This is a genomic window from Faecalibacillus intestinalis, from assembly GCF_015097455.1.
Classification (GTDB): domain Bacteria; phylum Bacillota_I; class Bacilli_A; order Erysipelotrichales; family Coprobacillaceae; genus Faecalibacillus; species Faecalibacillus intestinalis.
Genome location: NZ_AP024085.1, coordinates 1,883,449 through 1,896,080, shown reverse-complemented (window position 1 = coordinate 1,896,080; position 12,632 = coordinate 1,883,449). Strand labels below are relative to the sequence as shown.

13 protein-coding genes are annotated in these 12,632 nt (G+C 28.5%); 12 read left to right on the top strand and 1 reads right to left on the bottom strand.

Annotated features, from left to right (window positions below; genetic code table 11):
- The 8 genes from coaD to Fi14EGH31_RS10205 all read left to right on the top strand — a co-directional run bounded on the left by coaD (position 1) and on the right by Fi14EGH31_RS10205 (position 8,197).
- Positions 1-486 (top strand): pantetheine-phosphate adenylyltransferase, encoded by a 486-nt coding sequence (gene coaD, locus Fi14EGH31_RS10240; RefSeq protein ID WP_022002915.1) that lies wholly within the window; start codon positions 1-3, stop codon positions 484-486.
- An 86-nt stretch (positions 487-572) separates the two neighbouring features.
- Entirely contained in the window at positions 573-1,256 is a 684-nt protein-coding gene (locus Fi14EGH31_RS10235) for a LytR/AlgR family response regulator transcription factor (RefSeq protein ID WP_022002914.1), read from the top strand.
- A gap of 91 nt (positions 1,257-1,347) precedes the next feature.
- Positions 1,348-2,463 (top strand): DEAD/DEAH box helicase, encoded by a 1,116-nt coding sequence (locus tag Fi14EGH31_RS10230; protein WP_117346638.1) that lies wholly within the window; start codon positions 1,348-1,350, stop codon positions 2,461-2,463.
- Positions 2,412-3,041: a ComF family protein gene (locus Fi14EGH31_RS10225; RefSeq protein WP_022002912.1), complete on the top strand. Its 630-nt coding sequence runs from the start codon at positions 2,412-2,414 to the stop codon at positions 3,039-3,041. The genes Fi14EGH31_RS10230 and Fi14EGH31_RS10225 overlap by 52 nt, the downstream gene beginning before the upstream one ends.
- A gap of 241 nt (positions 3,042-3,282) precedes the next feature.
- Positions 3,283-3,480: a cold-shock protein gene (locus Fi14EGH31_RS10220; protein WP_032090560.1), complete on the top strand. Its 198-nt coding sequence runs from the start codon at positions 3,283-3,285 to the stop codon at positions 3,478-3,480.
- A gap of 112 nt (positions 3,481-3,592) precedes the next feature.
- Entirely contained in the window at positions 3,593-6,226 is a 2,634-nt protein-coding gene (secA, locus tag Fi14EGH31_RS10215) for a preprotein translocase subunit SecA (protein ID WP_117480219.1), read from the top strand.
- Positions 6,226-7,344 carry a peptide chain release factor 2 gene (prfB, locus tag Fi14EGH31_RS10210; protein WP_022002909.1) on the top strand — a complete coding sequence of 373 codons (1,119 nt, stop codon included), beginning with the start codon at positions 6,226-6,228 and terminating at the stop codon, positions 7,342-7,344. The genes secA and prfB overlap by 1 nt, the downstream gene beginning before the upstream one ends.
- On the top strand, positions 7,334-8,197 hold the full coding sequence (locus tag Fi14EGH31_RS10205; protein WP_022002908.1) for a YitT family protein: 864 nt from the start codon (positions 7,334-7,336) through the stop codon (positions 8,195-8,197). The genes prfB and Fi14EGH31_RS10205 overlap by 11 nt, the downstream gene beginning before the upstream one ends.
- A gap of 9 nt (positions 8,198-8,206) precedes the next feature.
- On the opposite strand, the gene Fi14EGH31_RS10200 is transcribed toward Fi14EGH31_RS10205, so the two are convergent.
- On the bottom strand, positions 8,207-8,644 hold the full coding sequence (locus Fi14EGH31_RS10200) for a hypothetical protein (RefSeq protein ID WP_022002907.1): 438 nt from the start codon (positions 8,642-8,644) through the stop codon (positions 8,207-8,209).
- Between the two features lie 112 nt (positions 8,645-8,756).
- On the opposite strand from Fi14EGH31_RS10200, the gene ftsE reads away from it, so the two are divergent.
- From ftsE to metA, 4 genes are all read left to right on the top strand, one after another.
- On the top strand, positions 8,757-9,440 hold the full coding sequence (gene ftsE, locus Fi14EGH31_RS10195) for a cell division ATP-binding protein FtsE (RefSeq protein WP_022002906.1): 684 nt from the start codon (positions 8,757-8,759) through the stop codon (positions 9,438-9,440).
- On the top strand, positions 9,440-10,351 hold the full coding sequence (gene ftsX, locus Fi14EGH31_RS10190; protein ID WP_107028899.1) for a permease-like cell division protein FtsX: 912 nt from the start codon (positions 9,440-9,442) through the stop codon (positions 10,349-10,351). The genes ftsE and ftsX overlap by 1 nt, the downstream gene beginning before the upstream one ends.
- Positions 10,352-10,426: 75 nt before the next feature.
- Positions 10,427-11,671: a deoxyguanosinetriphosphate triphosphohydrolase family protein gene (locus Fi14EGH31_RS10185; RefSeq protein WP_107028900.1), complete on the top strand. Its 1,245-nt coding sequence runs from the start codon at positions 10,427-10,429 to the stop codon at positions 11,669-11,671.
- 14 nt (positions 11,672-11,685) lie between these two features.
- Positions 11,686-12,630 (top strand): homoserine O-acetyltransferase MetA, encoded by a 945-nt coding sequence (metA, locus tag Fi14EGH31_RS10180; RefSeq protein WP_200764777.1) that lies wholly within the window; start codon positions 11,686-11,688, stop codon positions 12,628-12,630.
- Positions 12,631-12,632 lie beyond the last annotated feature (2 nt).

Sequence of the window (12,632 nt, the reverse complement as noted above, 5' to 3'; positions counted from 1 at the left end):
ATGAAGAAAATTGCTGTATATAATGGATCGTTTGATCCAGTTACAAATGGACATTTAGATATTATTGAACGTGCTGCAAAGATATTTGACATATTATATGTAACGGTAGCTATTCATCCAACAAAAGTAGGTTTGTTTACGATTGAACAAAGAAAAGAACTTTTAAAAAAAGCAACAGCTCATTTAAAAAATGTAATTGTTGATTCAACAGATGAACTTTTTATGGATTATGTAAAAAAAGTCAATGGACAAGTGCTTATCCGTGGCTTACGTTCAACAACAGATTTCGATTATGAATTACAATATGCACAATCTAATCAATATTTAAATAGTCAAATAGAAATAATGTATTTAATGACAAAGCCATCACATTCTTTTATCTCATCATCTGTCGTTAAAGAAATAGCTAGTTATCATAAGCCACTTACAGGCTTAGTGCCAGAGTGTGTTGAAGATGCATTAAAAAAAGTATATCAAGATCAATAAATCGCTTCGGCGATTTTTTTAGTCCAATTTGTTCTAAAATCATAGAGTAGATTGTAAATAATATACACTGATAAAGAGGTGATTAAATGAATATTTTTATTGGAGAAAATAATTTAAAAGATTATGTTTTTTTAAAATCGATTATTGAAAAATGGGGTATAGAAAAACAACAAGAAATCTATTTTCATTGGTATAAACAGCTTTATTATCAATTACCAAAATGTTTAAAAAACTGTGATCTTGTATTTTTAGAATTAGATATGAAACATATCAATGGTTTTGAATTTGCAAAGATCTTAAGAAAAAAGGATTTATCAATACCGATTGTTTTTCAAACAAAAAATACACATTATGGGATAGCAAGTTATCAAGTACAAGCGATGCACTACTTATTAAAGCCGCTTGATCAACAAGAAATATATAAAATACTTGATTGCGTTTTATTACATCAACATTCTAAGACATTTATTTATCAGTTTAAAAAAGAAGTTCACAAAATACCTTATGAAGACATTATTTATATAGAAGCTTATCAACACCATGTTATGATTCATCAAAATGATATGACAAAAAGAAATTATCTCAGTTTAAAAGAAATAGCTTTACAATTAGATGATTCTTTTTGTCGTTGTCATCGAAGCTATATTGTTAATTTAAAATATGTTGAGAGAATAGAAGGAATGAATTGTATCACTAAAAATAAACAAGTTATTCCTATTTCTAAGAAATACAAAAATGATTTTATTGAAAAAATCGTGAGACAAATGTGAAACAAATTTGAGACAAAAATGAGACAAATTTGAAACAAATTCGAGACGAATTATTTTGTAAAATGTATTAAAATAGATGTAGGTGAAGAAGATGAAATGTTCGAGATGTCAAAATGAAGATGTTCAATATTTTTTTGAAAACAATGGGCGTATTTATTGTAGAAAATGTATTGCTTTTTCTACAAAGACAGTTAACTTAAAATCTGTTAAAAATGAAAAGAAAATATACTATCATTTAAATTATTCATTAAACTTAGAACAAGAAAGAACTTCAAGATTATTGATAGAAAGATATCAAAATCATCAAAATTCAGTATTAAAAGCAGTAACAGGAGCAGGTAAGACGGAAATGATTTATGGTGTCATTGAATATGCATTGAATTTAGGACATCATGTTTGTTTGACGATGCCAAGAAAAGAATTGGTTATAGAATTAGCAAAGAGAATTCAAAAACAATTTTTTAATATTCAGCCCATTCTTGTTTATGGAGGACATACAGAGTGTTTAGAAGGACAATTTATTATTTGTACAACACATCAGCTGTATCGGTATCCACGAATGTTTGATTTATTGATTTTAGATGAGTATGATGCTTTTCCATATCGTGATAATGAAGTTTTGGAAAATATATTAATGAATAGTATAAAGGGAAATTATGTGTTTATGTCTGCAACGATTGAAAGTGGAGATGTACAAGTCTTACAAAGGTTTCATCATCAACCATTACCAATTCCTACTTGTAAGGTAATGGGAAACTTTATGATGTTGTGTCATCTTGTTTATCAATTAAAAAAGTATCAAAAAGATAAAAAACCGGTATTTCTTTTTGTACCACGTATTGAAATGACAAGACAAGTACAAAAATTTCTTAAATTCTTTTCTATTAAAAGTCACTGTGCTACATCAAAAGAAAAAAATATTCATCAATCATTAGAAATGATTAAATCCCATGAAATAGATGTTATTGCATGTACAACAGTTTTAGAAAGAGGAATGACTGTTGAAAATGTACAAGTTATTATTTTACATGGTGAACATCCCCTTTTTGATAAAGAAACACTTATTCAAATAGCAGGGCGAACAGGGCGAAAAGTACCCTATACAAATGGAGATATTATCATTTATACAAATAGACAAACGAAGGCTATTAAAGAATGTATCAAGGATCTTCAACAAAGCAATGCCTTATCTGCCATAAAGAGTTAAATCAACAACAAGATCTTTTTCACTTGGTGAATAATTCTTCTCTTTGTTTAAGCTGTATAAGAAAATTTAAAATAATAAATAGTGATATAAGGATTCAAGGATATCATGTCAAGGTTTTATATGAATACAATGATTTTTTTAGACAACTCCTTTTTCAATATAAAGCATTAGATGATTATGCTTTAAAAGATTGTTTTATAGAATCATTTCAAGAATTAAAAAGGACCTACAAAAATTATATCATTGTTGTTATTCCTAGTAGTCAAAAAGATAATAAACGACGTGGCTTTTGTCCTAATGTTGAAATTGTTAAGACATTTTCTCAACATATTTTTACAGGTTTGTATAAAAAAGAAGACTACAAACAGACAAAACAAAAAGATCGAAGCCAAGTAAAGAAAATATTATCTATTAAAGAGGGAAATCTTCTTTATAAGAAGAATGTTTTAATATTTGATGATGTGATGACTTCATCAAATACTTTACAAGCAGCATTTCAGCAAGTAGAAAAATATCACCCTAAACAAATAAAAGCATTAGTATTGGCTTGCCCTCATATTGATTATTTTAAAAAATAATCAATTCTATTGTAGACACTAAGAAAACCACTAACCAATAGTAAGGGTAAGCTTTATGCTTTTGCTAGAAATGTTTTTTATTACTTTTTCAACAAATATGTAAAATAGTGTGAACTATTTGACAATAGAGATGACATTTTTTTGTTATAAATGACACGTAAAATTTATTTGTCGAATGAAAATGATAACTTTTTTATAAAATATTAAATATACTGAAATAGACAAGGAAAGGATGATGAAAGTGCAAGGAAGAGTCAAATGGTTTAATGCCGAAAAGGGATTTGGATTTATTGATCGAGGAGAAGGAAAAGATGTCTTTGTTCATTATAGCCAAATTGTTCAAAATGGATATAAAACACTTAATGAAGGCGAATTAGTTGAGTTTGAATTATATCAAAGCGAACGCGGTATGCAGGCAAAACATGTCGTAAAAATCTAGAGATAATCTCTAGATTTTTATTTTAAGTAGGGATATTTAAATTTTGCTTTTAATAATCACAATTATTTGATATAATTAAACTTGATTACAAGCGTAAAAGGAGCGTGTATGTATGGCTAGTAGAAAGCAAGAAATAAGAAAAGAAATTAAAAAGAAAAACGCTAAATTAGGAATCGATGTTGAAGCAGCTAAAAATATTGTTGATTTACAAGATCAACAAGGTGAAGATATACATGTAGAAGATTTTAAAAATGAAGAATATAATGGAGAAGTTATTCCATTTTCTACAACACCTCAAAAAACAAAAAAAGGCTTTGTTTCAAAAATTAAAGGTGTTTTCGATGATGAAAGAAAACAACTTAAAAAATTAGATAAGATTGCTCAAGAAATTATTTCTTTAGAAGATAAGTATAGTGCTTTGTCTGATGAAGAATTAGCAAATCAAACAAATGTATTAAAAGAAAAATTAAATAGCGGTAGTGAATTAGATGATATTTTAGTTGATGCTTTTGCAGTTGCAAGAGAAGCTGCATGGCGTCAAATTCATTTAAAAGCTTTTAAAGTTCAATTAATGGGTGGTATTGCATTACATAATGGTGATATTGCTGAAATGAAAACAGGTGAAGGTAAAACATTAACTTCTATTTTCCCAGTTTATTTAAATGCATTAACTGGAAAAGGAGTTCATGTTATTACTGTTAATGACTATTTGGCTGAACGTGATGCTAGAAATAATGGTAAAGTATTAGAATTTTTAGGATTAACAGTTGGATTAAATAAAAGAGAATTAACACCTCAACAAAAACAAGAAGCACATGGTTGTGATGTTACTTATACAACAAATGCTGAATTAGGTTTTGACTATTTAAGAGACAATATGGTTACTTCAATGGAAGATAAAGTATTAGTTAAAGGACTTAACTATGCTTTGATCGACGAAGTTGACTCTATTTTAATTGATGAATCAAGAACACCATTGATTATTTCAGGTGGTAAGAAAAATACAGCTGCTTTATATTTACAAGCAGATCGTTTTGTTAAATCATTAATTGCTGAAAAAGATTATGAAGTTGATATCGAAACAAAAACTGTTTCATTAACTCCAAAAGGAATCGAAAAAGCAGAAAAAGGATTTAAGATTGATAACTTATATGATATTCAACATACTTCATTAGTTCATCATATCAATCAAGCATTAAAAGCAAACTATGCGATGACTCGTGATGTTGAATATATGATTGCGACAGAAGATGGTACAAGAGATATTCGTAATGCAAAAATTATGATCATTGATCAATTTACTGGACGTGTTATGCCAGGTCGTGCTTATTCTGATGGGTTACATCAAGCAATTGAAGCTAAAGAAGGTGTTCCAATTAAAGAAGAAACAGAAACAAGAGCAACAATCACATATCAAAATTTCTTCAGACTATTTAATAAATTAGCAGGGATGACTGGTACTGCAAAAACAGAAGAAGAAGAATTTATGATGATCTATAACATGCGTGTTATTGAAATTCCAACAAATAAACCGGTTATTCGTGATGACCGTAATGATAAGATCTATTCTACAAAAACAAATAAATTTAAAGCATTATGTGATGAAGTTGTTGCAAGACATGCTTATGGTCAACCAATTCTAATTGGGACTGTATCGGTTGAAACTTCAGAAATTTTATCAAAAATGTTAGATAAAAGAGGAATTAAACATAATACATTAAATGCGAAAAACCATGCTAAAGAAGCTGAAATCATTGCAAGAGCAGGTCAAAAAGGTGCGGTGACAATCGCTACAAACATGGCTGGTCGTGGTACTGACATTAAACTTGGTAAAGGTGTACCTGAAATTGGTGGTTTAGCAGTTATTGGTTCTGAAAGACATGAATCTAGACGTATTGATAATCAGTTACGTGGACGTTCTGGACGTCAAGGTGACCCAGGATATTCTGTATTCTATGTTTCGTTTGATGATGAATTAATGCAAAGATTTGCTGGTGAAAAATTACAATCATTTAGTAATTATTTAGATGATGATATGGCTATTGAAAATAAAATGGTTTCAAAAGCTATCGAAAATGCACAAAAACGTGTTGAAGGTCAAAACTTTGATTCACGTAAACATATTCTTGAATATGATGATGTTATGAGACAACAACGTGAAATTATGTATAAAGAACGTGATGAAATCATGTCATTAGATAATTTAGATGATATTGTCAAAGGTATGTTCAATCAAGCAATTGAAATGACAATCAATAGATGTACAACTCATGGTAAACATGATGAAGTTGATGTGGATGCTGTTTTAGATTTTGTAGCTAAAAATTATATGTTACTTGCTGAAATTGATGCTAAGAATAAAGATGTTGTTAAAAATGATCCTAAGAAATTATTAGAAACTTTAACAGAAATTTGCTTCTCTCAATATCAAATGAGATTAAATAAAGATATTGATCATGCAAAAATCGTTAATTATGAAAGAAGTGTTTTATTAGGAGTTATTGATTATACTTGGATCAATCATATTGATGCAATGACTAAACTTAGAAATGGTATTTATTTACGTGCGTATGCACAAAAGAATCCACTTTCTGAATATACAGAAGAAGCGTTCTATATGTTTGAACAAATGAAACTTTCTATTGTTGATATGATTTCTAAAAATATTGTGCATATGGGTATTCGTCCTGGTAGTTCAGCAGAAGAAAATATTCCTCATTTAAAATTAGAAGTAGAATTTAAATAATGGAATTATATGAAATAAAAAATGGGCTTGATAAAGCCCATTTATTAATAGACGAATATAGAAAATCTGCACAAATTGATGAAAAATTAAGAGAAATAGAAGGTCTTTCATATCAAACAATGCAAGATGGCTTTTGGGATGATCCAACAAAAGCTAAAAAGATCTATGACGAATTAAATGATATGAAAAAAATTACTGATGAATATGAAAATCTTTGTCAATCATTAAATTCATTAGATGAAACATATACATTAGTTAAAGAAACGGATGATCAAGAATTTCAAACTATTTTAGAAAGTGATTATCAAGATTTTGAACAAAGAATGAGTGAATTTGAAAAAATTTTACTTTTATCTGGAAAGTATGATAGTGCTAATGCCATCGTAGAAATTCATCCAGGTGCAGGAGGTACAGAAAGCCAAGATTGGGCAGAAATGTTGTATCGTATGTACCAAAGATATTGTTCATCGAAAGATTTTAAAATAGAAGTTTTAGATTATTTAGATGGAGATGTTGCAGGTATTAAATCAGTTACTTTCTTGGTTAAAGGAAAATATGCTTATGGACATTTAAAGGCTGAAAAAGGTGTTCATCGACTTGTTAGAATATCTCCATTTGATTCTTCCAAAAGACGTCATACTTCATTTGCATCCATTGATGTTATTCCTGAATTAGATGATACAATTGAAATTGACATTAAACCAGAAGATTTAAGAATTGATACTTATCGTGCAAGTGGAGCAGGTGGACAACATATTAATAAAACAGATTCAGCAGTTAGGATTACCCATATTCCTACAGGAACAGTCGTTACTTGTCAAAGTCAAAGAAGCCAAATTCAAAATAGAGAACAAGCGATGATGATGTTAAAAAGTAAGTTATTTGCTTTAATGGAAGAAAAACAAGCAAAAGAATTAAAAGAAATACAAGGTGAGCAGAAGGAAATTGCTTGGGGTTCACAAATTCGTTCTTATGTTTTACATCCATATTCTTTAGTAAAAGATAATCGTTCATTATATGAGTCTAATAATCCTAAAGATGTTTTAGATGGAAACTTAGATGATTTTATTTATGCATATTTGAAATCTCGTATACAGGAGGGTGGTCATGAAGAATAAATTTTTAAAAAAATGTTTAGAAATTGCTGTGATTGTTATTGGTAATGCTATTCTAGCATTTGGAATTTGTGCTTTCATTACCCCTCACGGGATTATTGTTGGTGGCGCTTCTGGGTTAGGATTAATTGTCAAACAAATAACAGGAATTCCTTTATCGCTTGTTGTTTATGTAATCAATATTATTATGTTTATTGCAGGCTATTTTTTTCTAGGAAAATCTTTTGCAGCTAAAACATTATTAAGTACAATTATTTTCCCAACATTTTTAACAATATTTGAAAATACTCCGGGGGTTACACATCTTACAAATGATTTACTCTTATCCTCTGTTTATGCAGGAATTTTTGTAGGTGGAGGATTAGGACTTGTTTTAAGAATAGGAGCAAGTACCGGAGGAATGGATATACCACCATTAGTTCTAAATAAAAAAACAGGTATTTCTACGACTGTACTTATTAATGGCTTTGATTGTATTATCCTAGCTTTACAAGTTCCTTTTTCAAATGTTGAACAAATTCTTTATGGTATTTTAGTTGTTTTGATTACTGCTTTGGTCATGGATAAAATGATTTTATTAGGTGAATCTAAAATTCAAGTATTGGTCATTTCACCAAAATGGAATGAGGTTCAAAGTATGCTTTATGATCAAATAGATCGAGGATGCACGCTTATGAATATTACCACAGGTTATAAAAAACAAGATATGTATGCGGTGATGTCTGTTGTCAGCCGCCGAGAATTAGTGACACTTACCAATGAAATTTTAAAAATTGATGAGGCAGCATTTATTATTACAAATGAGACACATAATGTAAGAGGAAGAGGATTTACATTACCTAATATAGATTTATAAAAAAAAGTGCTATTTTCTTAGCACTTTTTTTAGTAAATGTGTTTTACGTAAAGTTTTTTTACGTTTTCTTTTTTTATCGTTTTGTATATGTGATTGATAAATAAGAGATTCAAGTTTTCTTTTTTTATCTAGAATTTCTTTTTCTTCAGTCTTTTTTCTTTCTAATTCTATGTGTTGATGATAATCAATCGCATATTGCCTTACAGTTTGTCTTAAAGAATTTAAATCATCATCCTTTTTTAAATGTTGATTTTGATGATCGACATCAACATAAAGTTCTACATAACCACATTTAGGACAGTAACATGATTTAATTTCTTTATGTTCTTTATTGAATTGATCTTTTTTTATAATTAATTCTAGATAGCTTAAAGTATTGATTCCTTTGTCTTTTACATAACAATTGGTAGATAGTTCATTATTGCATCTAGGGCATATTCTTTTCATTTAGCCACTCCTTCAATAAACATATTATAACATGAAAAAACATAATTAATAGACTCAATATTCAAACAAAACTTACAAATTGTGCTATAATACTCCTGGGAGCTGAATAGAAATGATAAAACTAACAAATGTTACAAAAATTTATAAAACAGGAGTAAGAGCACTTAATGATGTAAATCTTACAATTGAACCTGGAGAATTTGTATATGTTATCGGTACAACTGGTGCAGGAAAATCTACTTTTATTAAGTTATTATATCGTGAAGAAAAACCAACTTCAGGAAAAGTTGAAGTTGTAGGACAAGATGTTTCTAAAATTAAAAATAGTAAAGTACCTTATTTTAGAAGAAATATAGGTGTTGTTTTTCAAAATTTTAGATTATTACCTAAAAAAACAGTTTTTGAAAATGTTGCCTATGCCTTAGAAGTTATTGATACACCACGTGTAGAAATTAGAAGACGTGTAAGAGCAACATTAGAGCTTGTTGGTTTGGAAGATAAGGTCAATGCTTTCCCTCATGAATTATCAGGTGGTCAACAACAAAGAGTTGCAATTGCTAGAGCAATTGTAAATCGTCCAAAAGTTTTAATTGCTGATGAACCAACAGGAAACTTGGATCCAGAAACTTCAAAAGAAATTATTAATGTATTAATGCGTATTAATGAAGAACAAGGGACAACTGTGTTAGTTGTAACTCACGATCAAAAGATTGTACAAGAACATAAAAAGCGTACAATTTTAATGGAAGATGGTTGCATTAATGCTGATACATCTTTAGGAGGATATGATTTATAATGAAAGAATTAATAAGTTGTATAAAAAATTTACCAAAACATTTTAAAGAATCATTGGTTAATTTATGGAGAAATGGTGCAATGTCTTTTTCTTCAATTTTTGCTGTAACAATTACTTTATTACTTATTGGTGTTATTAGTGTTTTAGCACTTAATGTTCAAGATATTTCAGCAAATATTGAAGATGGTGTGCGTATTTATGTTAAATTAGAAAGATCGATTGATGAAAATGCTGAAAAAGAAGTAGGAAATCAAATCAAAAAACTTAAAGGTGTTGAATCTGTTACATATTCATCAAAAGATGAAGAGTTGAATAAACTTATCGATAAACAAGGTAAAGATGGTAAGGAGTTATTTGAGTCTTATCGTGAAGATAATCCTTTAGGTTCTGCTTATGAAGTAGAAGCAAAAGATCCAACAAAACTTGCAAGTTTAGCTAAAAAAATTCAAGATATTCCTAATGTGAATTCTGTTAATTATGGTGGTGATTCTACACAAAGTATGGTCACAACATTGAATACAATACAAAAAGCTGGATCAGTTTTTATTGTTGGTTTAGTTATTGTCGCCTTATTCATGATATCTAATACAATTAAAATTACAATTACAGCAAGATCTACTGAAATTTCAATTATGAGAATGGTTGGAGCAAGTAACTGGTACATTCGTATTCCATTTATGTTAGAAGGTATGCTCATTGGATTGTTTGGAGCAATTATTCCAATTCTTGTTCTTGTTTATGGTTATGGAGCGTTATATAACTATACAGGTGGTTCATTAATGTCATCAATGCTTGTATTAAAAGCCCCAATGCCATTTATTAGAGATTTCTCATTTATTTTAGCTGGCTTAGGTGCTGGAGTAGGTTTAATTGGAAGTTTTGTTTCAATGAGAAGATTCTTAAAATTCTAAAAGATTATCGAAAGATAATCTTTTTCTTTATCTTTTTTTTTAATTTTTATATAATAAAAAAGCGAGGTATAAAAAATGTCAAAAAATAGTTTTTTAAAAGAAGCAATGTATGAAAATCATCCTCAATATCAACAAGCAATTTCAAGAAATGAAGCACTTTATCAAAGAAAAAATGATTTAAGAAGTCCTTTTTCTAGAGATTATAATCGTATTATTTTTTCTCTTGCTTATCGTAGATTGAAACATAAGACACAAGTTTTTTTTGCAGTTGAAGATGATCATGTTTGTACAAGAAGTGAGCATGTAAATCTTGTAGATTCAGTAAGTTATACCATTGCTCATTATTTAGGATTAAATACAGAACTTACAAGAGCAATTGCTGTTGGACATGATTTAGGACATGCACCTTTTGGACATGGTGGAGAAAAGATCATTAATCAGATTTCTAAAGAACATGGTCTACAAGATTTTTGGCATGAAAAAAATAGTTTATATTTTGTAGATCAAATTGAAACTTTGGAAGATGATCATCATGTTCGTAGAAATTTAAATTTAACGTATGCTGTAAGAGATGGAATTATTTCTCATTGTGGAGAAATGAATCAAAAAGCAATTATTAAAAGGAATGAATCTATTGATTTAAAAGATTATTTATATCCTGGGCAATACAATCCTTATACTTGGGAAGGCTGTGTTGTTAAAATGTCAGATAAAATTGCTTATCTTGCTAGGGATATTGAAGATGCTTTACGATTAAATATTATTGATGAACAGCTTGTAGAAGATTTAAGAAATCATCTAAATCAATTAACAAACTCTCATTTTGATGCTATTAATAATGGAACAATTGTTAATTATTTTATATTAGATGTTTGTCAAAATTCTTCTATAGAGAAAGGAATATGCTTATCAGATGAAGCTTTTGAAGTCATGAAGTATATTATGAAATTCAATTATCAAAATATTTATCTAATTGATCGTATAGAAGTCCACACAAATTATGTACAACTTATTTTAAATTCTATTTTTCAATTTTTATATAAATATGATAAGATAGCAAATGATAAACAAATAAATGTTTTAGAAGCTTTAAAGAAAGATCAAAAAAAATATCCTGTAACTATTCAAGGATATATGCATTGGTTAGAAAAGTATAGTCAAATGAAGTATTTTAATAGAAATCCATTATATCAAAATCATATTATTTATGATTTTGAACACGATAAAAATGCAATGGCTAAAAGTATTATAGATTATTTATCAGGAATGTCAGATGCTTATATATTAAAAATATTCAATGAATTTATTTCATTTTCATAGAGAGGAAGTTACATATGCCAATAAAAATACCAAATTATTTACCAGCAAGTAAAATATTAAAAGAAGAAAATATCTTTGTTATGGATGAAACAAGAGCTTTATCACAAAGAATTCGTCCATTAAAATTAATTATTGTTAATATTATGCCAACTAAAATCGTGACAGAAACACAGCTATTAAGATTGCTTTCTAATACACCTTTACAAATTGAAGTAGATTGGTTATGTATGGAAAGTCATAATTCTAAAAATACACCACAAGAACATTTAATGGAATTTTATAAAACCTTTAATGAAATTAAAGATAATAAGTATGATGGTTTAATTGTAACAGGTGCTCCTGTTGAAAAATTAAAATTTGAGGATGTAGATTATTGGGATGAACTTACAAAGATTTTTGATTGGGCCAATACAAATGTCTTTTCTTCATTCTTTATTTGTTGGGCTTCTCAAGCATCTTTATATTATTATTATGGTGTTGAAAAATATCAATTGAAAGAAAAATTAACAGGTGTTTATCATCATCATACAAATCCAGAAAAGATGAGAAGAAGAATTCTAAGAGGTTTTGATTATCAATTTTATGCACCCCATTCAAGATATACTTCTGTTAAAAAAGAAGATATTGAAAAAATTTATTCATTAGATATTTTAGCTTCTTCAAACGATGCGGGTGTTTATTTGGTAGCAGAAAAGGACGGGTCAAGATTTTTTGTTACAGGACATCCAGAATATGATCCAGATACATTAGATAAGGAATATCATCGTGATTTAGCTAAAGGTGGGGATTGTGTAATGCCTAAAAACTATTATAAAAATGATGATGTCAATGATGAAATCTTAGTTAAGTGGCGTAGTCATGCCTATTTATTATTTTCAAATTGGCTTAACTATTATGTATATCAAAATACACCATATAACTTAGATGATTTATTAAAAATGAAGACGACTAACAAATAGTC